Origin of the sequence: Pseudomonas sp. DSP3-2-3 (assembly GCF_049898225.1) — a bacterium.
GTDB lineage: Bacteria > Pseudomonadota > Gammaproteobacteria > Pseudomonadales > Pseudomonadaceae > Aquipseudomonas.
This window is the reverse complement of sequence record NZ_JAFCXH010000016.1, coordinates 1-24,504: the sequence shown is the minus strand read 5'-3', so window position 1 is coordinate 24,504 and position 24,504 is coordinate 1. Positions and strand designations below refer to the sequence as shown.

Sequence of the window (24,504 nt, the reverse complement as noted above, 5' to 3'; positions counted from 1 at the left end):
GATGCGCAAGTGGCGGTGGGAATACGATGCCATCGGTGCGGGCAGTAACACAAACGAGGAATCAGCCAGCATTGAGCAGCTGATAGCGTTGTTAGCAATTTACTTGCCGTGTTGCGGGGCGGGGCAGGAGGTATTAGCCGGCCAGAGAAAATAATGGGCCAGGAATGATCGGCTTGAACAAAAACGGCCCGCTTGAGGCGGGCCGTTTTTCAATCATCGCGCAACAGGACGATCAGTCCTGGCGGCTGGTGACTTCCAGCAAGTGATAGCCGAACTGGGTCTTGACCGGACCTTGTACGACGTTCACTGGAGCACTGAAAACTACGGTGTCGAATTCCTTGACCATCTGGCCAGGACCGAACGAACCCAGATCGCCGCCTTGACGGCTCGAAGGGCAGCTCGAATTGGCTTTTGCTACTTCTGCAAAATCAGCACCGCTTTCGATTTCCGCTTTGAGTGCGTTGCATTTTGCTTCATCGGAAACAAGGATGTGGCGGGCAGTGGCTTTAGCCATGGGAAGTTGCTCCTGTTAAAAAAGGGAAAGCCTACCGGATTAAGGGACGCTTTTCCTGCTAAAAGTTCCGAATGTGTTACGGGGCACGTGACCATCGGCGCCAGGCATTTACGCCTCAAATGCCGAAAAAGCCCCGTCCCTGCGCGGTCGCATCAACGCGCAGCGCGGCAAAACCAGCCGTCAGATCAAGGCTGCGATTTCTGCATTCTTATCTGTAACGCAGCTTGTCCACGGCGTCGCGTAGCAACTGCTCGGTGTCGTCCCAGCCCAGGCAGCCGTCGGTTACCGAGACGCCGTAGCGCAGGGATTCGCTCAACGGCTGGCAGCCCTCGAACAAATGGCTTTCCAGCATCATGCCGACCAGCGATGTATCGCCTTGCAGGCGTTGAGCCAGCACGTCGCGGAATACCTGAGGTTGGCGCAGCGGGTCTTTGCCACTGTTGGCGTGACTGCAATCCACCATGATTCGGGCGCTGAGCGCATTCTTCTCCAGTCTGTCTCGTATTCTGGCGACGCTCTGACGGTCGAAGTTCGGTCCGCCGTGGCCTCCGCGCAGGACAATATGCGTATCGCGATTGCCCGGAGTCTCGATAATTGCCGGGTGGCCCTGGCGGTCCATGCCGAAATGGCGATGCGGGTGAGCCGCGGAGCGCATGGCATCGCTGGCGACTGCAACACCGCCATCCGTCCCGTTCTTGAAGCCCACAGGCATTGGCAAACCGCTGGCCATCTCCCGGTGAATCTGTGATTCGGTGGTGCGGGCGCCAATTGCCACCCAGCCGAGCAAATCGTCGAAATAGCCGGCAGCCATGGGTTGCAGAATTTCCGTCGCAATGGGCAGGCCCAGGCGCAACATTTCCCGCATCAATTGCCGGGAAAGCGTCAAACCGCCCGCCATATCGTCACTGCCATCGAGCAGTGGATCGTAGGCCAGGCCTTTCCAACCGACAGTCGTGCGCGGTTTTTCCACGTAGGCACGCATCACCAGCAGCATCTGGTCGCTGACTTGCGCGGCCAGATCGGCCAGGCGCTGCGCGTATTCCAGGGCGGATTGCGGGTCATGAATCGAGCAGGGGCCAACGACCACCAGCAGGCGCGAATCATCGCCGTTGAGAATTGCGCGTATCGCTCGACGATGGGCCGCGACTTGCTCGGTAAGGGCAAGATCGAGCGGCAATTGGGACTTGAGCTGCAGCGGGCTGGGCAAGCGCCGGGGCGCCGGGATGCTGTCGAGCACCGTGAGATTGCTGGGCGACAGGTCCGACGATTTGACTGAGACAGAGGAATTCATATTGGGCTTCCTGGACTGGCGGGCGCTCCCGCTCAGGTCCTACTGATGTGTTCGACAATTTGCCGTATTGGCTGTGTGCAACTGGCTGCCACCCATAAGTGACCGATCGGAGGCGGCTGGCTGTCCCGAGCGGAGGTTGCTAAATCGCCAGGCGAAGCGGCTGTCGTAACGGTAATAAGTGCTGTAAGTCATGTCGTATTCCTCGATGGATTCAGTGTTCAGGGAAAAAAGTTCAGGGGCTGAAAAAACAAAACCCCCGGTCGGGTAGCCGACCGGGGGTAGAGATTTCTCTGGTTGGCGTCCCCTTTAGTGTGGGCGCCAGGTAGGTATCAGGCGCGCCAGTGGCTATACCAATACCCAAAATAAAAGCTGTTCGGGAGATCAACGCCGTTCAGCCCGTCGCACGCGATGAAGCACGCTACCGAGCGATCTACGCTGGCAGAGTGGTGCATCGATGAGGTTGGCTGGGACATGGAGCATCTCCGTTAAGGTGCTGCGAGCTTACTGCAGCCTGCGGTGCGGATTCAATCAGAAAATCCAATCGACGCCAGAGCCGCTATCTATTTGATAGCACCGGACGTCAGGCATCGTTGCCGCATGACCGTACGACTGATTGCGGTCAGTCGGCCATTTGCTGAGGCTGCGCCTCGACAGCAGTGGGGATGCTGCCGATCTTCATGCCCAGCAATACCGCGACTTTGTGGGCTTCCCCACGTCGGCCTTTTTTGCGGCCAGCCAGCACTTGATAGGTGGTCGCAGGGTCGATGCTGTTCTCGCGCGCAAACTCTTGAACAGATTTACCTTGTTGTTCTAGCCAGGCCTTGGCTTGTGCAGCGGTACGTATTCCGGGCATAGTTCAAAACCGTTCAAATCAGTTTAATTTATCTAGATTCTACCATTCGTAAGGATGGGGTCAACAGGATTATGCATTCAAATGAGTGGAATTGGTTACCGACTTAGAAAAGAAAGAGAACGACTGGGGCTTTCTCAGCGTGCCTTCGGAGAAATCGGTGGTGTCGAAGCGAACGCTCAAGGCAAATACGAAAGCGGTGATCGTGCTCCCAAGGCCGACTACCTCGCAGCAGTTGCGGCCAAAGGCGTTGATGTGCTTTACGTCCTGACGGGCACGCCGACACCCATCCCTGTCGATAATTTGAGCAATGCCGAGGAGAAGGTACTGGGAAGTTATAGATCACTACTCAAGGAAGATCAGGATGCCATTAGACGTCTGACGACGACCATGGCGGAACTGTCGGCGTCTTATGCAATTCATGGCAAGCCCGGAAATCGCGATGGCAACTGAGCCTTGGCCCGTAATTACGGGTTGAAGCTGGGAAATCAAGTCGTTCAACCGTATCAGTAGCAAAAAGCTATATCTGCCGTTACCACCTCTATATGAGTCAGACTTCGCTTTTGGCTAGGTCTGACTCACTGTTTTTGCTATGGTGACGAGCATTCGTCATGACCGTTTCGCGAGGTGTCCGCTTGATTAAGGTGCTAGTTGTCGATGACCATGATCTTGTTCGGACGGGCATCACACGCATGCTGGCCGATATAGATGGTCTGCAGGTCGTCGGTCAGGCTGACTCTGGAGAGGAGTCGCTGAAGAAGGCGCGCGAGCTAAAACCCGATGTGGTTCTGATGGACGTGAAGATGCCTGGCATCGGTGGTCTTGAGGCCACCCGCAAAATGCTGCGCAGCCACCCGGAAATAAAAGTTGTTGCGGTGACCGTTTGCGAGGACGATCCATTCCCTACGCGTCTGCTGCAAGCCGGTGCCGCCGGGTACATGACCAAAGGCGCCGGACTGGCCGAAATGGTCCAGGCCATTCGTCTTGTCTTTGCCGGTCAGCGCTACATCAGCCCGCAGATAGCCCAGCAGTTGGCGATCAAGTCATTCCAGCCGCAAGTGAACAATTCTCCGTTCGATTTACTTTCCGAGCGTGAAATACAGATCGCCTTGATGATCGTGGGCTGTCAGAAGGTCCAGGTCATATCCGACAAACTTTGTCTGTCACCTAAAACCGTCAATACCTACCGTTACCGTATCTTTGAGAAGCTTTCAATCAGCAGCGATGTTGAGTTGGCTTTATTGGCAGTACGTCACGGCATGGTCGATGCCAGCGCCTGAAATGAATCAACCGTTCGATCCCAGTGCTTTTCTTTCTACCTGCAGCGGCCGTCCCGGCGTGTATCGCATGTTCGATGCCGAGGCTCGCCTGCTTTATGTGGGCAAGGCCAAGAATCTTAAGAACCGCCTCGCCAGTTATTTCCGCAAAACCGGCCACGCACCCAAGACCAGCGCGCTCGTTGCTCGTATCGCCCAGATCGAGACAACGATTACCGCCAATGAAACCGAAGCGCTGCTCCTTGAGCAGACACTTATCAAAGAGTGGCGACCGCCGTACAACATTCTGCTGCGCGACGATAAATCCTACCCGTACGTGTACCTGTCGGACGGCGATTTTCCGCGCCTGAGCATTCACCGAGGCGCGAAAAAAACCAAAGGTCGCTATTTCGGCCCGTACCCCAGCGCCGGGGCGGTTCGCGAAAGCCTGAGCCTGATGCAGAAGACCTTTCTGGTCCGCCAGTGCGAAGACAGTTACTACAAGAACCGTACACGTCCTTGCCTGCAATACCAGATCAAGCGCTGTAAGGGGCCATGTGTCGGCCTTGTCGAGCCGCAGGTCTACGCCGAAGACGTTCGTCACTCCGTCATGTTCCTCGAAGGTCGCAGCAACACGCTGACCGACGAGTTGAACGCCTTGATGGAAAAGGCCGCCATGAGCCTGGACTTTGAGCGCGCGGCTGAGTTGCGTGACCAGATCGCATTGCTGCGGCGTGTGCAGGATCAGCAAAGCATGGACGGCGGCACCGGCGATGTGGATGTGGTTGCTGCTTTCGTCAATCCCGGCGGCGCCTGTGTGCACCTGATCAGCGTGCGTGGCGGGCGCGTTCTGGGCAGCAAGAATTTCTTTCCTCAGGTGGGTATCGAGGAGGAGGTGGGCGAGGTCATGTCTGCGTTTCTTTCTCAGTATTTCCTGGGCGGTGTGGATCGTGAGCTGCCCGGTGAAGTCATCGTCAATGTGCTTCACGATGATTTCCCGACACTGATAGATGCCATCGAAGAGTCTCGTGGTCGCGAACTGATCATCAGCCATCGTGTACGCGGAACGCGCGCGCGCTGGCAGCAAATGGCTGTAACCAACGCAGAACAGGCCTTATCGGCACGTCTTGCCAACCGCCAGCATGTCGCGGCCCGTTTCGACGCGCTGGCGAAGGTGTTGAAGCTCGACGAGCCGCCGCTGCGCCTTGAGTGTTACGACATCAGCCATTCAAGCGGAGAGGCAACGGTCGCATCGTGCGTGGTGTTTGGTCCGGAAGGGCCGATCAAATCGGATTACCGACGCTACAACATTGAAGGTATTACCGCCGGCGACGATTATGCCGCCATGCACCAGGCGCTGACCCGACGCTTCAGTAGACTCAAGGACGGCGAGGGCAAGTTGCCGGACATCCTGCTGGTCGACGGCGGCAAGGGCCAGTTGTCCATGGCGCGGGACGTGCTCAATGAATTGGCGGTACCTGACCTGATTCTTCTGGGTGTGGCCAAAGGTGCGACGCGCAAAGCCGGTTTCGAAACCCTGTACCTCAACGACGCCGCGCACGAGTTCACCTTGCCGGGGGATTCGCCGGCATTGCACCTAATCCAGCAGATTCGGGATGAAGCCCACCGTTTTGCGATTACCGGACACCGTGCGCGGCGCGGGAAAACCCGTCGTACCTCGACGCTTGAAGGCGTCGCGGGGGTTGGGCCTACGCGCCGTCGGGACCTGCTCAAACACTTCGGAGGGTTACAGGAATTGTCACGCGCAAGCATCGAAGAAATAGCCAAAGCACCCGGAATCAGTAAAAAGCTCGCAGAGTCGATTTATGCAAACCTGCACAGCGAGTAGAATGCCCGCTCACCTCGTAGCCAGTTGTGCCGATGAATATTCCTAATCTGATCACCGTTCTACGTGTCCTCCTGATTCCGATCTTCATTTTGCTGTTTTATCTGCCTTATCACTGGAGCTACATGGCGGCCAGTTCGGTCTTCGCTTTTGCGGCGGCAACGGATTGGCTCGATGGATATCTGGCCCGGCGTCTTGAGCAAAGCACCCCGTTTGGTGCGTTTCTCGACCCTGTTGCCGATAAATTGATGGTCGCGGTCGCGCTGGTGTTGCTGGTTCAGGCCCACGCCAATCTTTGGCTCACGTTGCCTGCCGCGGTGATTATCGGTCGCGAGATCGTGATCTCGGCTCTGCGCGAATGGATGGCTGAATTGGGGGCGAGGGCGCAGGTTGCGGTCTCCAACCTGGGCAAATGGAAGACGGCGGCGCAGATGCTGGCGCTGGTCATCCTCCTTGCCAATCCACCAGCGTTTACTTTTTGGGTGATCGTGGGCTACGTATTGCTGTTACTGGCGGCCGGCCTGACGCTATGGTCCATGGTGCAATACATGAGAGCGGCCTGGCCGCATCTGAGAACCACGACAGATAAAAAATAAGTTTTGAATCAAAGGGTTGACGCGGCTATTTGAATCTATAGAATGGCCCCGTCACCAAGATGCGGGAATAGCTCAGTTGGTAGAGCACGACCTTGCCAAGGTCGGGGTCGCGAGTTCGAGTCTCGTTTCCCGCTCCAAACATAGCACTTACAGAATTCCACTGGGTTCTGTAAGTGATTGAAAAAAGGACCTTCGGGTCCTTTTTTCGTTCCGGCGGGAACCACTGAAATCCAGCACCAACCAGTGCTTTTAAGTCCTGAATCGAGTCCCGAATGAGAGTCTTGAATTCGGACGCGCACTGAATCGGTATGTTGCTGGAGCAGCTTGGATATGGAGATGAGTATCTGGCCCTGACTCTGATCAGGAGCTCGCTATGGCACTCTCGGATACGACCGTTCGGCAAGCCAGAATTACCGGCAACGATTACTCCCTCGGGGATACGGATGGGCTTGCGCTCAATGTGACGGCCCGCGGGGGAAAGATCTGGTATTTCAGGTACTTCTTGGCAGGCAAGCAGAAGCGCATGTCCCTGGGCAGCTACCCGCAGATAAGTCTCAGAGACGCGCGTGGACGCCGTGATGAGGCGCGAGCCCGGTTGCTTGCTGATCAATCCCAGTTCTCGCATCAGACCACCTACCTTGAACCGGCCGATCTGCTCGCCATCTTCCTGCATCATCGACACGATACTGCGGCTGCCGGCAGCGCTTCGACTTTGCGAGAACAACTCGTTGACGCGACTGCGTAACCGAATCCGTTCAACGTCTGGAGTCCGGCGTCTGAGGCGATGGTTGTAGTAGCACGAGCGAGGTACTTCGAAGGCTTCGCACAGTAATTCAACCGATTCACGGGCACTTAGCTGATCAATCAGCGCATGCGCTCGTGCTCTTCAGACATCAAGAGCGCGGTAGCCTTTTTTAAAATGGATTTCTCCCGCTCAAGACGAGCAATTCGGGCTTCCAGCTCTTGGATTTTCTGCTGCTCGGGCGTCAAGGCTTTGCTCTGTGGAGTTACACCGTTGCGCTCTTGTTGAAGCTGGTTGACCCAGCGACGTAGCGCAGACTCGACCACCCCGAGTGAGCGACAGGCTTCGATATGGCTATAGCCTTGATCGAGCACGAGGCCAGCGGCCTCGCGTTTGATTTCAGCGGAAAAGGAACGACGTTGTTTGGTCATCAGACACCTCTATCTGGCGAGCATTCTCGCCTAAATGGGTGTCCGGTTTCATTAGACCACTACAACTAGAAGTCAACTTTTTAAGGGCTCACGCCCCAATAATGTCTGTGCCAGCGCCAAAGCCTCGTCTTTGGTAGCCGCCATTAGCATGGGGTAGCCCCAAAATTTTTCGTAAACAACTGCGAACGCTTTTCCTGCTAAGCGTTTGGTGAGACTTGGTTCGATATGGACCGAAGCTTTGACATAAGTCTTGAGCTCGGTCTTATGGCGCTTCATCCAAAGAGCTATTTGTTTCATTTCGCTCGGTGAGTGGTCCGTTTTTTCTTTATCTAGACTTTCGTCGCTAAGAAGTACGAAAGGTTCATTGCGAGCAAGCAACGCCTCGAACGCGCCAAGTGACTCTTCCTGGCTATTGTCCAGCGTGGTTTTTTGCAACCAAACGAACGGAAATTGGGTGGCATCTATACGCATGTCTATAGTCCCTCGACGAGTTGCTGGACCTCTGTGATGTCCTGCAATTTCAGGATACCCTGTATGCGCGCCGGCGTGATTTCACAGGCCGGCCATAATATTGTTCGATTCAGCCAGATCCTTTTTTGGCGTAAAGAGGGGCGCAAACCAGCTATGGCGAACATTGCTAATAAAGACACGGTTCCCAGGTGGGATGTCGATAGCATTTCGCGGCCTGTCGTTGCAATCAGCGCTTCGATGATTAGTAAAGACTGGGAGCAAGCCAGCCATCAACATCGTAAGGCACAACTGCTTTACTCCGTGCGCGGCATCCTCAATTGTGAAATAGAAGATGGAATCTGGATCGTTCCACCGCAATGTGCCGTATGGATACCCGGTGGTTTGTCACATGCGACACGTGGCTCGGGAGAAACAGAATGTTATTGCCTGTTTGTTGAACCTGATGCCGCCCCGGATCTTCCGCGAGGCTGCTGCACGATTGGCGTATCGCCGCTGTTGCGTGAGTTGCTGCTGAAGGCGACGGGCTTCTCGGAAGACGCTGTCTCTGTCGCGCGCGAAGACCGCCTGATCGCAACGTTGTTGGACGAACTGTCGGCAGCCCCCGTGCAGGACTTGCATTTGCCGATGCCTCGCGACAAGCGTCTGCGTAGGCTCGCTGAAATGCTCTTGGCCGACCCCGCGGTTAAGATTTCAGTTCACGACTGGGCCACTCGCATCGGTATGAGTGAGCGCAGCATGAGTCGGCTTTTGCTGCAGGAAATAGGGATGAGTTTTGGGCGTTGGCGTCGGCAGTTGCATGTGATTCTGTCACTGCAACGCATGAGCAAAGGAGAGAGCGTTCAAACAGTTGCATCGGAGTTCGGTTATGAGGGATCCAGTGGCTTTATCACGATGTTCCGCAAAACCGTAGGCAAGCCGCCTGCGCAATATCTGTCCGCGCGCTCAGCCAGCGCTCTTATTGCAGGTGAATCATTGCATTTGCCTTCAATCCTGTTTCCTGATGACGTGTAACGGGATAGTAAGCCTGTTTAAGAAAAAGCAAATTATCTGGGTTAGACAGCGACCGGCCAGAGATCCTTAGCGGACGACCCGAGACCTCTATAGCTTTCAAAGGCATCGAGCTGTTCGGGATGGCCGGTGTGACGCTGCCAGTTTCTTCAATGTTTGCCAGTTTTCTCATTCCGGCTGGAAAACGACCAATCGCTAACATTGGCTGAACTGGAAAATAATCTGGCCATATCTCGATATCTGGCAATGGCTGCTTGTTGCTAAATTGCGCGACAACGAATGCTAATCAGTTTCACTTGAAATTGATTCGTGATTCTTTTCTCCGGTTTCGTTCCGGTTGAGTTGTCGGCCCTTCGTCAAATCCGTCTCTCGACGGTCGGCCGCTGTCTGTTTTTTCTTAATAAGGAATGGCTGATGTGGACTTCGTTGACTTACTGCGGTGAGAGGCGCCATTGCATGCCTCAGCGTCTGGTGACAACCCCAGTTGCTGCAGCGCTGTTTGTTTTTTTAGGTAGTTCGAGTTGTGTGATGGCGCAGGATACTGTTGAAGCCGATGAGAGCGCTCAGTATCAGGGCGTGATGATCCTCCCATCGGTGACGATAAACGGGACAGGCACACCCGATGCCGCCAATACGGAAGGGACGGGGCTTTACACCACCGGCCAGACTACGGCAGCAACTCGTCTGCCCCTGACGCTGCAGGAGACGCCGCAATCAGTTTCCGTGGTAACGCGTCAGCGTATGGACGATCAAAAGCTGGATTCAGTTCAGGGGGTGCTGGAAAACACGACCGGCATCTCGTCTTACCAATCAGATAGCCAACGCACGAGTTTTTATTCCCGAGGCTTTCTGATCGACAATATCCAGTATGACGGCATACCGGCCGTCATCGGCGACGTCATAAACGGCAGCGGTATCAGCGATCTGGAAACTGCATTTTACGACCGTGTCGAAATTGTGCGCGGGGCTAACGGACTTCTCACCGGCACGGGCAATCCGTCGGCTGCGGTCAACCTGGTACGCAAGAGACCAACGTCAGAATTCTCGGCCGCCACCTCTATCAGTGCGGGGTCTTGGGACAGTTTCCGAGAGATGGGGGATATTTCCGTACCGTTGACAACAGACGGTCGCGTCCGAGCTCGTATGGTAGGGGTCAATAACGATGGTCACTCCTACATCGAAGGCTATCAAGCACAAAAGCAAGCATTCTACGGGATCATTGAGGCAGATCTCACCGAAGACACCACCTTCGATATAGGGTACGACTATCAGAATAGCTCCCCTAAGCGACCGACATGGGGCGGTGTTCCTCTATGGTTCAGCAACGGCTCAGAGGCAGAATGGTCGCGTTCCAAATCTATGGCCGCGGACTGGAACCGCTGGGACAGTACCCGGCAGACTGCTTTTGCCGAACTCGAACAACGCTTTGATAACGGTTGGAAAGTTCACGGTGTGGTGAACCAGTACCGTACTGAGTATGACTCCCAATTGTTAGGAGGTTTTGGTACGCCCGACCAAGATACTGGATTAGGCATTTTCCCTAATGGCGCCTATCCGGTCGCGTTGGCCGGCAAAGGGAAAAGCCGTCAAAACACCTTTGATGTGATGGCGAGCGGTCCTTTTGATTTAATGGGCCGCCAACATGACCTGGTAGTGGGCGGTATGAGCTCTCGATACACCTCGAACAAAGACGACATTAGCCCCTCTTTTCAAGGGTTCACGCCCGGCAATATCTACGATTGGAATAGTCATTTCCCCAAGCCCAATTTTGATGCAATGACCCCCATACCGACCGATACCGAGGTCAAACAGCGCGGCTTCTATAGCACAGTGAGATTTTCGTTGGCCGATCCCTTAAAGTTAATTGTCGGCGGTCGGTTCAGTCGATACGAGATCGACGAGGCCGCGGGCGGAACGTCGTTCAATTATAAGAAGAGTAATGAGTTTACGCCTTATGCAGGTCTGATATATGACATTAATAGTACGTACTCTGTATATATCAGCTACACCGGTATATTCAACCCGCAAACATCGTTCCGAGACAGTAACGGTAACGTCCTCACGCCTACTGAAGGCAAGACGAAAGAGATTGGCCTCAAGGCTGAATACCTGGATGGTCGACTGAATGCGTCTGTCGCATTGTTTGACACCGAACTGGACAATGCTGCACAGATGGACGGCAGTCTTCTTACGCCAGCCGGTGCGCAGGCTTACAAAGGTGTCGATGGCACCAAATCCCGTGGAATCGAGTTTGACATGCAGGGTGAAGTTGCTCCCAATTGGAACATCTATGCTGGCGTCGCCGCATTCACAGCCAAAGATGGCAACGACGCCAGGCTAAATGCACAGGTGCCACGCACTACCGCTCAGATGTTCACTACGTACAAATTACCTGGAATGCTGGAAAAGCTGACGCTGGGCGGAGGCGTCAGATGGCAAAGCCGATTCTTGAGCAGCAGTACTAGCACAAGAGTGGCAGAACAAGACCCCTATGCGTTGACGTCACTGCTGGCGCGATATGAGCTGACAAGGAGTATGGACGTATCAATCAATGTTAATAACGTGTTTGATAAAAAATATGCAACGCAAAAAGGTGACTTCGATACTGTAAGTTATGGGGCTCCGCGTAATACACTGATGACATTGAACTATAAGCTTTAGCTCGCGCGGGTAACCGCCACGACCTAACTATTGCACCCTCGAATAGGCCTAGGAAACGGGCAAGTGTTTCAACGATGAGGCTTCTTAATTTCTTCCGTGCGAGCTGAGGTCTTTTCAAGCTATATCTAGTGTCAACAGTGGTGAGCCGATGACGGGGGCCATACCCATTGATAATAATTGGGCAGCGAATCAGATCCGGCCTTTGGCTTCTGGACGTAAAAACTGGCTCTTCGCAGGATCGCTACGCAGCGGAAAACGGGCGTCGGCGATTAGGAGTTTGATCCAGTCTGCGCGGCTGAATGGTCATGATCCGTATGCGTATCTAAAGGACGTGTTGACTCGTCTGCCGACGCTGCGAACGAGTGAGATTAGTCGATTGTTACCCGATCACTGGCGACCGGCGTAGTGGCCAACAGGTGTGTCAATACAGAGTCGTATCAGTTGATTTTCTTGGCTTTATCCGGCAGATTCATGCCATGAACAGTTACCGTTTCCGTTGCGCAAATTCAATTATTACCACCTTCACCTAGGCGGTGGGACTGCGCGCGATATGCCAAACCCCGCCTCAGAAGCGGGGTTTTTCATTCCTGCTTCTGAGGCTCACCCAGGAGCACAAGAATGGACGCACTTACCCGAACTCTCAAAGAGACAATCGAAGCCGCTGATCGAGCCATCACAGCCGAAGACTTCGACGAACTGATGAAGTTTTACGCGGATGACGCAAGTCTCGTGGTCAAACCAGGATTGACAGTCGCAGGCAAAGACAGCATCCGCCGAGCTTTTGTCGCCATTGCGGAGCATTTCAATAACAGCATCGTCGTCACACAGGGGGAAATGCAGGTTATACAAGGAGGTGATGTAGCTCTCGTTATCATGGAAACTCTGCTACAGGCCACGGATAAGGCCGGTGTGAAAACTGAGATTTCGCGCAGGGCCACCTACGTGTTTCGACAAATCTCGGAAAAATGGCTATGCGTAGTGGACAATTCCTATGGGACTACGCTGCTGGATAGCGTCGTCGAATAGTAGGCCTTCAAATCCGGTGGTGCCTACCCCTGTAAGTAGGCTCCATCATCCACAAACGAAAGGTGGCAGTTTAGCTATCAGCAAGGTGTGTCTACCTACCAGACGCTTGCGTCGCGCTATCGCAATGACTGCGCTGTCCCCATTGATAATAACGGGTGCGAGAACCAGATGCGGCCTTGGGCTCTTGGACTCAAGAACTGGCTCTTTGCAGGATCGCTACCCAGAGGAAAACGGGCTGCGGCAATCATGAGCTTGATCCAGTCTGCGCGGCTGAATAGTCACGATCCGTATGCGTATTTCAAAGAAGTTCTCACGCGCCCGCCAAGGCAACGGACGCCTGAAATTGCCGAACTGCTGCCGCATCGATGGACGCCCGTTCGACCACGCGAAATGTATCGCGCGGATGCATAAGTTATTATTGCACTCCGTTGAGCAGGATTGCCCAGGCACGAGCATTCCGTTCGCTACTCACTGAGTGCACTCCACTAAACCGCTCAGTAGCAAATCAAGGACGAGATTCCAGTGGGCAAAGAAATTATCTTAATGCGTCATGGCCGGCCGAATCTGGCTACCCATTTCGTGTTCAAAACTGTATTCGGTCAACGCGATGCGAGCGATTTGAATGTGGGCGAGGCCGGCCGTGACTTGCAATTGCTCGGCAAGCCACAGCGGGTGCGCCCATTTCGTCGGAGACTGCTATTGCGAGGTCATGTGTGCGCAACCGATATCCGCGAGAAGGACTGGAAGGCGGCTCTCGCCGCTGCGACCGCTTTATCGACGTCAATGGTGCCGCCGAGCGCGACCTGGCCGGCAACCATTTCGTCAGCCGGATTAATTACATCAATTACGGTATTGCCTACGGGCCTCACCCACGAACCATCGATGTAAAACTAAAGATTTTTACGCATTTTAGTCTTGTCATATTGAGCTTTCAAAAAAGGCCAGGCCGCTGGATCAATGCACCCGGCGTCGATATTGAAGGCGCTTGGCCAATCGTTGAGAATTGGAGAAGCGTCGCTCAAAGGTCGAAATGGCGCATCGAGCGAAACAATCAATGTTGACCCGCGATAAACCTAGAGTCAATTAGGCACTTGATATAGCGTTGGTAGGTTTAGGTATACCGCCAGGAGATCTATCAAGTAATGCGTTGCAGGGTGGCAGTAGCGGGGAGTCGTTAAAAAGAATCACATAGTCAGCTTTACGTCTGCGACCTCATCAAACCTCAATCGGGCGGCTTCAACATCAGGCAATTTGTCGAGCGTCCATTTATGCAATTCGCGAAATGGCTGCTGCAGTGTTCGACCAAGTGGAGTGATCTCATACTGCACTGCCACGGGCGAGAACGAAATGACCTGGCGCGAGACGAGACCATTTCGTTCCAGTCGCCGCAGGGACTGTGTAAGTGCCTTCTGAGTTACGCCCTCCAGGCGGCGCTTAATTGCGTTAAAGCGATGCGGCCCGTCATCAAGCACAGCCAGAACCATCATCGACCACTTATCTGCGATTTGGTCGAACAGCGCCCGGCTTGGGCAGTCCGACGAAAAACATTGCGGCTTTAATTCCAGCATCGAAGTTTCCTCATGTATACCTAGGCGACTCTAGGTGCCTAATTGACATTAGGTCTACAAAATATACTTATATGGCTTCCGAAAGCAAATGGAGTCCATCCAATGTCCAACCTCGATACCAGCATTTTATTTCGTCCTCTTTCCATCCGCTCGCTTGAACTGAAAAACCGGATTGTCATGGCTCCGATGACCAGGCAATTTTCGCCTGAGGGCATTCCTGGTGAAGGGAGCGCTGCATACTACCGTCGGCGGGCAGAGGGTCGAGTTGGGTTGATCCTGTCCGAAGGGACCGTGGTTGATCGTCCTGCTTCACGTAACAGCCCCGGCATTCCTTTTTTTCACGGTGAGGCAGCGCTGGCCGGATGGAAGAACGTGATCGATTCTGTTCACAACGCTGGTGGTCGCATGGGGCCGCAAATCTGGCACACCGGTGCAGTGCGTGACGTCAGCGGCTGGGAGCCTGATGCTTCCGTCGAAAGCCCATCTGGCCTCGATTCGCCAAATGACCCGCGCGGTGTGGTGATGAGCGAAGAGGATATTGCGGACGCAGTTGGTGCGTTCGCTAAGGCGGCGGCAGATGCCAAACGGCTGGGCTTCGATACAGTAGAGATTCATGGCGCTCATGGTTATTTGATCGATCAGTTCTTCTGGGCGGGTACCAATCAGCGCACCGATCGTTACGGTGGACCAACAATTAAAGAGCGCTCGCGCTTTGCCGCTGAGATCGTATCTGCGGTTCGTCATGCGGTCGGCCCGGAATTCCCTATCATCATGCGCGTTAGCCAGTGGAAGCAGCAGGACTTTGGAGTGCGCCTCGCAGAGACCCCAGCATTGATGGAAGACTGGCTGCTGCCGTTGGTTGAGGCGGGTGTTGATGTTCTGCATTGCTCGCAGCGACGCTTCTGGGACCCTGAGTTTCCCGAAATTGACGGTGAGAACGGTCTCAATTGCGCTGGCTGGGCAAAGAAGGTCACTGGAGCCACAACCATCAGCGTCGGTTCGGTTGGGCTGGATAATGATGTTACTCACGCATTCGCTGGGCAGGGATCAACCCCTGCAAGTCTGGACAAGCTCGTCGAGCGCATGGAACGCGAAGAGTTTGATCTCATCGCTGTAGGGCGCGTTCTGCTGAGTGACAAGGATTGGGCCGCCAAAGTGGAAAAAGGCGATTACGCAGATCTGAAGGGCTTTAATCCGGCATCGTTAGCCGAATTGGTTTGAGCCGTAATGCGAGATGGAGATTGGATGCACACAGGCTGCAGTCTGAAGGCGTCAGAGATCTAGCCTTGGATGTTACGAGGTCTAGATCATAATCTGTTGTTGAGTGCGCCTTGACTGTTTGAATGACCGAACATGTTGAGGCCACTCGACACCCGCGTTAATCATGACAAGGTTCCAGTGTGGCCCGAGCATTTATGCACGAGCTAGATCTTAGAGAACGGCGGCAGTGACGCCTACCAGTACGCCATGAAAAAAAGTAATTGTTCCGGCGCTGGTCATGGGTTCCTCAAGCCACTGAATAACGTACCGATCTGTAAATGGTTAGTGCCCTTCTGAGTAAAGGTATGTTCAGGTATACCAAGTATGGATTTGGTGCCTAATTGAAACCAGGTATCTAATGTATATCATTGGTTTTTTAACCATCGCCTACTTGAAGCTTGAAGGGGAGTAGGCCAGGACTGATCATGACGCAAACAAGAGAATCAGTGACGCTGCCAATAAACAACGTCATGAGGTTTACCTGCAACGGATGTGGTACTTGCTGTAAGGGACGTCTTATCCCTCTGACTCTTCAAGAGGCCGAGGAATGGTTAAATCGGGGGGGTAACGTCGCTGTCATACTCGAAGCTTTCGACAGGTCAGTTTTTCCCTTGCCAGAGCATTACGCTCATAGCGTGCAGCGCGGGGTAAACGTCGTCAGTGGAAAGGCACACATTCAGGTAATAGCCATCTTCGCCGGCAACGCACTGACACAGTGTCCGAGTTTAGGGGCGGACAACCGCTGCGGGATCTATGAAGATCGACCGCTGGTCTGCCGAATCTATCCGATGGAAATCAATCCTTTTCTAACCGTGCGTCCCGAAGAAAAGGTCTGTCCACCGGAAGTGTGGGAGTCGGGAGAGGTGTTATGTTCTGACCGAGCAGTTGACCCTGTCCTGGAGGATCAGATTCGACGCTCCCGGCAGGCTGACCGTGACGATGCCAAGGCTAAAGTCTCAGTGTGCGCAGCGATGGGGATGAGTGTTGCCGCTTGGAAGGGCAATGCGCTGGCCGTCTACTTAGCCGACCGTATGCAACTACGCCAGGCAATCAGTCTGGTTAGGTCGGGGGGGGATGTACCCGAAACTGTGTCTTGGAAAGTACGTGTCGACGATGCTGACCTTCACGCTCGTCTGCATGTAGCAGACCTTGAACTGGATCTTCGCGCACAGACTGAATATATCTTTCACTCGGTATAATCCACGAGCTCAGTTATGTGTCTGGTTTTATTCTTGAGAACAGGATGTTTATTGAGGTCGCGTACAGGCTGATGCACGCGCTAACCCGTGAAATTGTACTTTCAGTACTCGGAGCTCAGGGTTCGCTCTATCTGTTGGTTGCGCTTGCAACGTTTGATCTTGGTGACCACCAGAAATTTGCTCTGAAGTGGGCCGTGCTAGCCAGCATGGCATTGTTAGTCGGAGGGGTGTTGTTTGGGGGCTTCCCATTCCACCGCGCTCATTAATGTCGTTCAGCAGCAGCCTTAACGATTGGTGACTTCGATCAGGAGGTGGATGTGGTGTCCAAGATGTGGGCAATTTATCTGGACACCCTTGGTGGCGAATTGACGCATAGATGGGCATGAACTGATCAATAGAATTAAGGAACATCAATTGAACGCCGCGATTTTCCGCAGTTGGTCCAGATGGTCCGCCCACAATTGCGCCGTCTCCTGCCGCTGACTAAGCAGCGGGGCGCGTGCGTACACTGCGCCCGGTGCACCTGGCATCCGGTGCGACAGTGAAAGCTCTAGCACGATAGGGTCAATACCCAGATGCTCGTGCGCTATTGTCCAAAAAATATTTTGACTGGGCTCTAGGGCGGTAGTTTAAGCTCGAAAAAAGCGATTTATGCCGCCACTTTTGCCCCCATTCGCACCGAGTGTAGAAGCGATCGCGAACGGCGATTTCTGACAGAAAACCAAGAAGGAACTGGGTGGCTTTCAGTGTACTTCCCGACTGCTACTAAATGGAGGTTAGCGGGGCTCTCGATAGTCAGGCGGTCAGTTCCCGATTCATGGCAACAATTTCCTTGTGTGTGAAATTGCCACCGGGAGTCATGAACTTGGCCATCAGGGCATCCCGGTTTTGAGGCGCCCTCAACTTATCTGCCGCGCACAAGGCCGACTTCAACTCTGGCAACTTAAGTTCGGTGCAATAGGCAGGTGTACCGGGTTGCTGACGCCATGAGTCTTCAAGGCTACCAGCGGCAAGCGCGGTGAAGCCGGTATCCTCTACCAGATCTTGCGCGATTGCCTCAGCATTGATGTCACCGCCAGCGACAGGTAAGGCTATGCGTGAGGAAGACCCGACCGGTTGGCCGTGGTCGGCAAGAGTTGCTGCGAGGACGGCATTCCATGCCTTAACAACCGGGCGGCCAATCTGCTCGCTTACCCATACGCTTTCGGGCTTGCCGTCGTCCACTTCTTTGATCGCCCCGTCTCGTCCTGGATAGTAATTGGAGGTGTCGATGATGACGACCTTCTCGGGAACACTGCTCAATGTTTGCCGCAGATCCTGGTACTTTGCAAAGGGGATCGAGAGGATTACGGCATCCACGTCGGACACTGCGTCTTCTTTGGTCACCGCGTGTACACCGATTTTGTTGGCAAGGTTCTCAAGGGTATGAGGACTCTTCGAGTTTGCCAGTTTGACTTCATGGCCGCACGCAGCGAGCTTACGGGCAAGAGTTGCCCCAATGTTGCCTGCGCCGATAATTCCGATTTTCATTTCAATCGCATCCTCACCTACAAACAATAATCAAGCTATTAAGGGGGCCGATCAATCCTTGAGCGCTGCGAATGAGAGCTTCAAATTGATTTTCCATAGCACCCATCTCGAGATCCATCATGGCGACGTCGAACTTCTCTGTTTAAAACTTGAGCACGCTGAGCAAGAACCCACTGAGTGCCCAGGTAAGCGGATGCCATCGGGTTACAGCGATGGTAGCAGAGGCTACTCGCACGGTTGATATCATTCTGCCGTTGGTTTGTATCCCGCAAGCATTTTCAACGCATCATCATGTGACCCGCTCGCTTCAGCAAATCGTAAGGGCTTGGCGCGCTCGACGACAAGTTCGCGTGGGGTCGGAGAGATCTCGAGCAGTTCGAAGATTTCATCCAGAAACTCCTCCAAGGGCATGGCGTGTTCGTCGTTTTCCTGCCCAAGTAAAGTGGTACGCACACCCGGCGGCACAACCTCTATAACCTCAATCGGCGAGTTCTCTAGCTGCACTCGAAGACTTTGAGTGAACGAGTGAACTGCAGCTTTGGTTGCGCTGTAGGTCGGTGTTGCAGGCAGCGGGACAAATGCCAAGGCCGAACTGACATTCACAATCGTTGCACTGGGCTGCTTGATCAGATGGGGAGTGAACGCGTAAACCATACGAATCGTTCCCAGTAAGTTCGTTGTCACGATATCTTCGGCTGTGCTCAGGCTTTGTGGATCAGTCAGATCCTCCCAGTGCATGATCCCGGCGTTGTTTATGAGAACGTTCAGATTCGGATGGCTGATCGCAAGCGCTTTGCTGCTGTATTGGATGGATTGTGGATCGGAGACGTCCAGCACGACTGATTCGATACCTGGATACTCCGACACGATCTTGTCGAGCAGAGCCTTGCGACGTCCCGCGATGATGACGGTGTTGCCTGCCTTGTGAAGCCTGAGCGCCAGACCGAGGCCGATGCCTGAGGTGCCGCCAGTAACCAGAATCGTGTTGCCAGTGCTGTTCATAGTAAACTCCAGAAGCGACGCTTAAGCGGACAGATGTCCGTTTGAAGAAAATTACCGGACAATTGTCCGATTAGCAATGCATTGAAGGACAACTTTGCTCATGACTGACGAATTGGTGATGCGTTCTGACGCCAAGAAAAACCGGGAACGCATACTGGAGGTCGCTGTGCTAGAACTGACCAGCGATCCTGCAGTTGCGTTGAGCACGATTGCGAAGAAGGCTGGGGTGGGGCAGGGCACGTTCTATCGCCACTTCGCCACCCGAGAGAAGCTGGTATTCGAGGTCTATCAATTCGAGATGCAACAGGTGGCATCGTTGGCGGAACAGCTCCTCGCGACAAAACCGCCCAAGGAGGCCCTCCGGGAATGGATGGACAGCCTCGCTGAATACGCAATGACAAAGGCAGGACTCGCTGCTGCGATTCAACAAGCTGCGTCTGTTTACGAGTTCCCAGGGAAGTCGGGATACGCTCCAGTCCAGGCAGCTGCCGAGTTGCTTTTGAGAGCGAATGAAAAGGCCGGAACTATTCGTAGCGGGATTACTAACGACGATTTCTTTCTAGCCATTGCTGGCATATGGCAAATGGATGCCCAGAGCGAATGGCGCTTGCGTCTCGCCAGATTGATGAACCTGGTGATGGATGGTCTGTGCGCTGGCAGCCCCGAAAGCCTGAAGAAAAACGTGTAGCCTTTAGGACGGCCCTATTGCCAGCGACCTGAATTATGTACAGCATCGACTGAACGCTATGCATTTTGCATCGTGCCGGAAGTTCTCTTTTGGTTATGACGAATGTATGGGAGATTGCCCAAACCGTCCCATGAGAGAGTAATTGTAATGAAACAGCGTGATGAACTGATCAGGCGGTGTGTTGAGTTTCTGTCTGAAATCAAAGACAAGACTGCTGGCGCAAACATAGAACGCTGGCTTAATGACCATTACGCTTTTGTCCGGTAACGAACTTCAAATCATTCTGTTGCGGAACGAGGCCGGGCCGCTCCTGCCAGAAGAGTGCAAGCTCCTGGAGCTGGAAACAGGTGCCATCTGCTGGATACGCGAGGTGTATCTGGCTGGGCTGGGGCGTCCTTGGGTTTTTGCACGGTCTATCATTACTTCTCTTGATCGTGAAGCGGGTGATTCGCCTTTATTCGGATTAGGGGAGGTTCCCTTTGGAACTGTATTATTTGGCAACGCCCCTTATCAGAGAAGCGAGATTGAGGTGTGCCGGTACATGGAAAACGGTCAAACCGGTCAACCAGACGATGAACCGCTTTGGGCCAGGCGATCAATATTCAGTCGGCAAAAAAAATCGCATTCTTGTCCAGGAAATGTTCTGCCAGAACTTTGGGATGAACTGCGAAAGACAGAGTTTATGAAGTAAGAAGCGCGTATGGATTATTACGCGCCTCAATACATCTTTTTGAAACAGCGGGGCGAAGCAGTCTGCTTATCCATGTTCCCAATGTGAACAGAGGATGATGCTGCACAGATCCGTGCGCTTGAATTCCGGGTCCTTATAGGCGAGGAAGTCATCGTTGAAAGTGCCGAAGGTAGTTTGGGGACGATGTTTCATTCCAAGGTAAAATTCGTCGATCATCTTGTGAGCGAATCGGGCTTCCCGCGGATAGGCCAAAATCACCTCATTTCGTTGGTCGTCGGTAAACTCCTCAAATCCACGTCCCGCAACGTCCATTCCTGCACCCGCCTGTAGAAGGGCGATCTCGGAATGCATGTGTTCCGGAATGCCCGGAGTGGTATGAAGCGCGATTGCGTTCCAGACTTTTTCCACGTCCGTGGCGCAAATTCCATGACTGCGCAGAAAGTCACGCGCTGCATTGGCGCCGTCTACCTCAAAGCGGAGCTGGCTGTCGTTGTACTTCGACGTCAGACCGACATCATGGAACATCGCCGCGGTATAGAGCAGTTCAGGGTCAAAAATCAGGTCCTTGCGTTTACCTGTCATTGCCCCCCAAAAGTAGACGCGTGTGGAGTGTGAAAACAGTAAATCACTTTCGGTGTCGCGAATGAGTTGAGTCACTTCCCGGGCCAGTTGGCTGTCGGGAATTCTTACATCGAAACGTTCGGTCAGTGGCATGAATGCTATCTCTCCAATACGCCAAAACAGGTGTTGGTTGGTCTTAACAAAAGTTTAGAAGCCGTGAAGCGAAGCAAACTCTTCGATTGAAGCCTTTGGCATTTGCGGACACCGCCGGGCCGGATCACCAAACCCCATCGCCATGCCGCAGACCACCAACTCTTCAGAAGCCAGCGGCAAGCAGCTACGAAAAAGTGCCACGGGCGGAGTTACGTCGAGGGTGTAGGACGTAATCCCCGCCACTGGCGCCAAGGTTTATGGCTTTGATTCGGAGGGTTGCACGAGTGTCTCCTTATCATTGGAGAGCAACCAGGCGACGAGGGAGGCGGGCTGGGAGGTGCTTGGATTGCGCGTTACCCGATGCAATTGACCTGGCTCCTCATACCACGCTTGTCCAGCTTTGTAGAGCTGCGGCGGCTGGCCGTCGAGCGCAGACTCAATTTCACCACTCAGTACAACAACAAAAACATGCCCTGGATGTCGATGGGGTGTGGAAGTAGCGCCGGACGCGAAATCGACACGAACGGCAGTGGCCTTCTCAAAAGCCTGTGGAGGCAACACAGCTTGAGCGATCGGAGTAACGATTTCATCTCCCGCGCCACCTCCATGAGCCAGGGCAGCTGTACTGAGCATGCCTACTAAAGTTGCACCGATTACCTTGATGAGCAAGTTCATGATGTTTACTCCGGCTGCATTGCGAAGCCAACGCCAAAGCGATTCCAGGCGTTGATCGTGGCAATCACAAAGGTCAATTCGGTCAGCTGCTGGTCGTTGAAGGCGGCGGCGACTTCTTCGTAGATGTCATCTGGTGCATGAGTCGTCGCGACCAGCGTCAGCGTCTCGGTCCATAACAGGGCGGCACGTTCCTGCTGATTGAAAAAAGGTGTTTCCTTCCAGGTACTCAAAGCTGTCAGGCGACGTAATGTTTCACCTTGGTTAGCGGCATCGGTGGTATGCATATCAACGCAGTAGGCGCAGCCGTTGATTTGTGATGCCCGGATCCGTACCAACTCCCGCAAAGCGAGTGGAAGCACCGATTCCGAAATGGCTTTTTCCAGCCCCATCATGGCCTTCATCACCTGTGGAGCAGCTGCGTAATAGTTAAGGCGTTTTGAAGTCATTTCTTTATCTCCAGTCAACCGAAGGTTTCGGTCCTGAAGCAACTGTATTGGCTGAAACTAACGAGATAAACTGGGGGAAATCGACTTCATTGTACGAGAACTCGGATAATCATGGCTTTTGATCGATTGGAGGCGATGCGTGCGTTTTGCCGAATCGTCGAAACTGGAAGCTTTACGCGCGCGGCGCACGCGTTGAACGTGGCGAAAACGACCATATCCGGCCAGATACAGGGCCTTGAGTCGCTGTTGTCGGTAAAGCTGTTGCACAGGACCACTCGAAGGGTAACTCCTACCACAGATGGTGCCGCTTACTATCAGCGTGCCCGCGCCGTGCTCGATGATATCGACGAACTGGAAGTGTCCATTTCGCAGAGTCGTACTGAGGCGCGCGGGAGGGTGCGAGTGGAGATGCCTTCTCCAGTCGGGACATGCCTCATTATTCCATCCCTACCTGACTTTTCGAAGTTGCATCCGAATATTCAACTGGACATCGGCTGTAGTGAACGGGTGGTCGATCTCATACAGGAGGGCATTGATTGTGCATTTCGAGGCGGGCCGATCACGGATGACGGACTGGTCTGCCGGCGGGTGGGACAGATGCGCTTCTGCTTATGCGCATCATCCACGTACCTCAGGAATACTCCCCCAATATTGAGGCCTGAGGATTTAATGCATCACCGGTACCTTGGTTTCACATTTCCAGGTTCTGGAAAACAGCTGACCCCTGTGCTGCGGAACGGGGATAGAACGTTCGCGATTGATCAACTTCCGGCAATGCGTTTTAACCATGGGGACGCTTACATGACGGCAGGGCTGTCAGGACTTGGAATTATTTCCGTGCCTCTGGCGCAAGCAAACCCGCACCTTCAGTCGGGACAGCTGGTACCGGTTCTACCTGACTGGATCTTAGGCGGCATGCCCATCAGTCTTGTCTATCCCTACTCGCGGCATTTATCAGCCAGGGTGAGGGTCTTTGCAGACTGGGCAGCAGCGCTGATGGCAGACGATCCTCATTGGAAGATAAACGCATGACCACCCAGTAGTTCGATGCAGCTCTAATTTGGCGCAAGCATCGAGCAGATGAACTTGCGCGGTAACTTGTCTCTGACAGGTCTTGGGGTGTGCGCTGGATACAGCGACGCAGCATCCAGCGATCCGACGTGTTTTTTAGTTCACAACGTGCCACATTCATCGATCATTTGGCGCAGAGACTGGCGAGAGTGACCGGGCGACTTCGCCGTAGCCGCTACACCATCATCCTGAAACCAAGCTCGCCGAACGACCGCTAGGGGACGATTCTGTTGAAAAAGTCGGAATTTCAGGCTGGCAGAGGTCGACGTTGGTCCTCACTTCAGAACCTATTCACCACGTTGCGTGGTTTTTTGGTTCTGCGTTGATCGTTGCAGCTTGGTCGGCGGGTTGATTTGAGGGTTTTTGCTGATTCCGGGCGTACCTATCCCGTGGCCGGTGGGCCTTGTGAGGTCAGTTTCGCCAGTCGTCTTAGATTCTGTACCGCAGCCGCCAAGGTGAATTCGTCGTTCGCACCGGTCATTCCTCGTAGTCGTAACCGATCCAGTCTCAGGATTCGTTTGAGGTGAGCGAACAACATTTCGACCTTCTTGCGCTCATGGCGAGAGCACACGTATTGCGGTGTTGCGGCAATTCGCCGAGCAACATTGCGTGCCGCCTCATGGACGCTACGGGCGATTTTTCGGAACGAGGTGTTTGGGCAGCAGCGCTCTTTCATTGAGCATTTAGAGCAGTCTGTTTGCCGGGATCGAAAGATGATGGTGTCGGCTTTCGTGACATGTGAGCGCTGGTTCTTGAAGGCCCGCCACTCGCTACGCAGAGCGTGTCCGGCGGGGCAACGATATTCCTGCGCTTCTTCATCCCATTGAAAATCACTGATCGCGAGGCTGCCGTTCTTGCGCTCGGTTTTGTCCCAAACCGGCACATGTGGCTCGATGTCTTTTTCGTTCACCATCCAGGCCAGCATCGGTGCGGTTCCGTAAGCGGTATCGCCGATGAGCCGATCCGGC

Annotated in this window: 24 protein-coding genes, 1 tRNA gene and 5 pseudogenes; 16 read left to right on the top strand and 14 right to left on the bottom strand. The window is 53.8% G+C overall.

What is annotated here, in order from left to right; translation table 11 throughout:
- Window positions 1–232: 232 nt before the first annotated feature.
- The 3 genes from ACP7E4_RS18625 to ACP7E4_RS18615 all read right to left on the bottom strand — a co-directional run bounded on the left by ACP7E4_RS18625 (window position 233) and on the right by ACP7E4_RS18615 (window position 2,658).
- Entirely contained in the window at window positions 233–514 is a 282-nt protein-coding gene (locus tag ACP7E4_RS18625) for a peptidylprolyl isomerase (RefSeq protein ID WP_341523901.1), read from the bottom strand.
- Between the two features lie 208 nt (window positions 515–722).
- Entirely contained in the window at window positions 723–1,805 is a 1,083-nt protein-coding gene (locus ACP7E4_RS18620) for a 3-deoxy-7-phosphoheptulonate synthase (protein ID WP_426116801.1), read from the bottom strand.
- A gap of 619 nt (window positions 1,806–2,424) precedes the next feature.
- Window positions 2,425–2,658 carry a DNA-binding protein gene (locus ACP7E4_RS18615; protein ID WP_065836543.1) on the bottom strand — a complete coding sequence of 78 codons (234 nt, stop codon included), beginning with the start codon at window positions 2,656–2,658 and terminating at the stop codon, window positions 2,425–2,427.
- 81 nt (window positions 2,659–2,739) lie between these two features.
- Between ACP7E4_RS18615 and ACP7E4_RS18610 the strand changes: the two genes are divergently transcribed.
- From ACP7E4_RS18610 to ACP7E4_RS18585, 6 genes and pseudogenes are all read left to right on the top strand, one after another.
- Complete coding sequence (locus ACP7E4_RS18610; RefSeq protein WP_020290068.1) at window positions 2,740–3,108, top strand: helix-turn-helix domain-containing protein; 369 nt, start codon at window positions 2,740–2,742, stop codon at window positions 3,106–3,108.
- Between the two features lie 182 nt (window positions 3,109–3,290).
- Window positions 3,291–3,935 carry a response regulator transcription factor GacA gene (gene gacA, locus ACP7E4_RS18605; RefSeq protein ID WP_020290069.1) on the top strand — a complete coding sequence of 215 codons (645 nt, stop codon included), beginning with the start codon at window positions 3,291–3,293 and terminating at the stop codon, window positions 3,933–3,935.
- 1 nt (window position 3,936) lies between these two features.
- Window positions 3,937–5,760: an excinuclease ABC subunit UvrC gene (gene uvrC, locus ACP7E4_RS18600; RefSeq protein WP_426117016.1), complete on the top strand. Its 1,824-nt coding sequence runs from the start codon at window positions 3,937–3,939 to the stop codon at window positions 5,758–5,760.
- A 32-nt stretch (window positions 5,761–5,792) separates the two neighbouring features.
- Window positions 5,793–6,353, top strand: coding sequence for a CDP-diacylglycerol--glycerol-3-phosphate 3-phosphatidyltransferase (pgsA, locus tag ACP7E4_RS18595; RefSeq protein WP_020290071.1), 561 nt, complete (start codon window positions 5,793–5,795; stop codon window positions 6,351–6,353).
- A 61-nt stretch (window positions 6,354–6,414) separates the two neighbouring features.
- Window positions 6,415–6,490 (top strand) — tRNA-Gly (locus ACP7E4_RS18590).
- Between the two features lie 236 nt (window positions 6,491–6,726).
- Window positions 6,727–6,951: pseudogene (locus tag ACP7E4_RS18585) on the top strand (Arm DNA-binding domain-containing protein); the annotation flags it as partial.
- Here ACP7E4_RS18585 and ACP7E4_RS18580 read toward each other — a convergent pair.
- Window positions 6,919–7,526: pseudogene (locus ACP7E4_RS18580) on the bottom strand (transposase); the annotation flags it as partial. The pseudogenes ACP7E4_RS18585 and ACP7E4_RS18580 overlap by 33 nt on opposite strands.
- A 72-nt stretch (window positions 7,527–7,598) precedes the next feature.
- On the bottom strand, window positions 7,599–7,997 hold the full coding sequence (locus ACP7E4_RS18575; protein WP_426116798.1) for a hypothetical protein: 399 nt from the start codon (window positions 7,995–7,997) through the stop codon (window positions 7,599–7,601).
- Between the two features lie 153 nt (window positions 7,998–8,150).
- Here ACP7E4_RS18575 and ACP7E4_RS18570 point away from each other — a divergent pair, with 153 nt between their 5' ends.
- From ACP7E4_RS18570 to ACP7E4_RS18550, 5 genes and pseudogenes are all read left to right on the top strand, one after another.
- Entirely contained in the window at window positions 8,151–9,008 is an 858-nt protein-coding gene (locus ACP7E4_RS18570) for an AraC family transcriptional regulator (protein ID WP_426117013.1), read from the top strand.
- A 453-nt stretch (window positions 9,009–9,461) separates the two neighbouring features.
- Entirely contained in the window at window positions 9,462–11,666 is a 2,205-nt protein-coding gene (locus ACP7E4_RS18565; RefSeq protein WP_426116796.1) for a TonB-dependent siderophore receptor, read from the top strand.
- Between the two features lie 154 nt (window positions 11,667–11,820).
- A pseudogene (locus ACP7E4_RS18560) lies at window positions 11,821–12,072 on the top strand (transposase domain-containing protein); the annotation flags it as partial.
- Window positions 12,073–12,284: 212 nt separating this feature from the next.
- Window positions 12,285–12,692, top strand: coding sequence for a YybH family protein (locus ACP7E4_RS18555; protein WP_426116794.1), 408 nt, complete (start codon window positions 12,285–12,287; stop codon window positions 12,690–12,692).
- A 111-nt stretch (window positions 12,693–12,803) separates the two neighbouring features.
- Window positions 12,804–13,103, top strand: a pseudogene (locus ACP7E4_RS18550) (transposase domain-containing protein); the annotation flags it as partial.
- Window positions 13,104–13,399: 296 nt separating this feature from the next.
- Here ACP7E4_RS18550 and ACP7E4_RS18545 read toward each other — a convergent pair.
- Together ACP7E4_RS18545 and ACP7E4_RS18540 are read right to left on the bottom strand one after the other, a co-directional pair.
- Window positions 13,400–13,510, bottom strand: a complete 111-nt coding sequence (locus ACP7E4_RS18545) for a hypothetical protein (RefSeq protein ID WP_426116792.1) — start codon at window positions 13,508–13,510, stop codon at window positions 13,400–13,402.
- Between the two features lie 366 nt (window positions 13,511–13,876).
- Window positions 13,877–14,260, bottom strand: coding sequence for a winged helix-turn-helix transcriptional regulator (locus ACP7E4_RS18540; protein WP_426116790.1), 384 nt, complete (start codon window positions 14,258–14,260; stop codon window positions 13,877–13,879).
- A gap of 102 nt (window positions 14,261–14,362) precedes the next feature.
- Here ACP7E4_RS18540 and ACP7E4_RS18535 point away from each other — a divergent pair, with 102 nt between their 5' ends.
- Window positions 14,363–15,481, top strand: a complete 1,119-nt coding sequence (locus tag ACP7E4_RS18535) for an NADH:flavin oxidoreductase (protein ID WP_426116788.1) — start codon at window positions 14,363–14,365, stop codon at window positions 15,479–15,481.
- Window positions 15,482–15,945: 464 nt separating this feature from the next.
- The gene (locus ACP7E4_RS18530; protein WP_426116786.1) at window positions 15,946–16,719 is read left to right on the top strand and encodes a YkgJ family cysteine cluster protein; all 774 of its coding nucleotides are present in this window, start codon (window positions 15,946–15,948) and stop codon (window positions 16,717–16,719) included.
- A 410-nt stretch (window positions 16,720–17,129) separates the two neighbouring features.
- Here the strand turns inward: ACP7E4_RS18530 and ACP7E4_RS18525 are convergent.
- From ACP7E4_RS18525 to ACP7E4_RS18515, 3 genes and pseudogenes are all read right to left on the bottom strand, one after another.
- Window positions 17,130–17,312 (bottom strand): annotated as a pseudogene (locus tag ACP7E4_RS18525) (integrase); the annotation flags it as partial.
- Window positions 17,313–17,514: 202 nt separating this feature from the next.
- Window positions 17,515–18,255: an NADPH-dependent F420 reductase gene (locus tag ACP7E4_RS18520; RefSeq protein ID WP_426117011.1), complete on the bottom strand. Its 741-nt coding sequence runs from the start codon at window positions 18,253–18,255 to the stop codon at window positions 17,515–17,517.
- A gap of 237 nt (window positions 18,256–18,492) precedes the next feature.
- On the bottom strand, window positions 18,493–19,251 hold the full coding sequence (locus ACP7E4_RS18515) for an SDR family oxidoreductase (RefSeq protein WP_426116784.1): 759 nt from the start codon (window positions 19,249–19,251) through the stop codon (window positions 18,493–18,495).
- A 100-nt stretch (window positions 19,252–19,351) separates the two neighbouring features.
- Here ACP7E4_RS18515 and ACP7E4_RS18510 point away from each other — a divergent pair, with 100 nt between their 5' ends.
- Window positions 19,352–19,939: a TetR/AcrR family transcriptional regulator gene (locus tag ACP7E4_RS18510; RefSeq protein ID WP_426116782.1), complete on the top strand. Its 588-nt coding sequence runs from the start codon at window positions 19,352–19,354 to the stop codon at window positions 19,937–19,939.
- Window positions 19,940–20,180: 241 nt separating this feature from the next.
- Window positions 20,181–20,630 carry a chorismate--pyruvate lyase family protein gene (locus ACP7E4_RS18505; RefSeq protein ID WP_426116780.1) on the top strand — a complete coding sequence of 150 codons (450 nt, stop codon included), beginning with the start codon at window positions 20,181–20,183 and terminating at the stop codon, window positions 20,628–20,630.
- A 66-nt stretch (window positions 20,631–20,696) separates the two neighbouring features.
- On the opposite strand, the gene ACP7E4_RS18500 is transcribed toward ACP7E4_RS18505, so the two are convergent.
- The 3 genes from ACP7E4_RS18500 to ACP7E4_RS18490 form a co-directional block, all read right to left on the bottom strand.
- A complete protein-coding gene (locus ACP7E4_RS18500) occupies window positions 20,697–21,344 on the bottom strand; it encodes an HD domain-containing protein (protein ID WP_426116778.1) in 648 nt (215 codons plus the stop codon).
- Between the two features lie 255 nt (window positions 21,345–21,599).
- A complete protein-coding gene (locus ACP7E4_RS18495) occupies window positions 21,600–22,019 on the bottom strand; it encodes a cupin domain-containing protein (RefSeq protein ID WP_426116776.1) in 420 nt (139 codons plus the stop codon).
- A gap of 5 nt (window positions 22,020–22,024) precedes the next feature.
- Window positions 22,025–22,465, bottom strand: coding sequence for a carboxymuconolactone decarboxylase family protein (locus tag ACP7E4_RS18490; RefSeq protein WP_426116774.1), 441 nt, complete (start codon window positions 22,463–22,465; stop codon window positions 22,025–22,027).
- A 111-nt stretch (window positions 22,466–22,576) separates the two neighbouring features.
- Between ACP7E4_RS18490 and ACP7E4_RS18485 the strand changes: the two genes are divergently transcribed.
- Window positions 22,577–23,497 (top strand): LysR substrate-binding domain-containing protein, encoded by a 921-nt coding sequence (locus ACP7E4_RS18485; RefSeq protein WP_426116772.1) that lies wholly within the window; start codon window positions 22,577–22,579, stop codon window positions 23,495–23,497.
- 421 nt (window positions 23,498–23,918) lie between these two features.
- Here ACP7E4_RS18485 and ACP7E4_RS18480 read toward each other — a convergent pair.
- Window positions 23,919–24,504 (bottom strand): transposase (locus tag ACP7E4_RS18480; protein WP_426116770.1); only part of this gene is annotated, 586 nt, incomplete at its 5' end.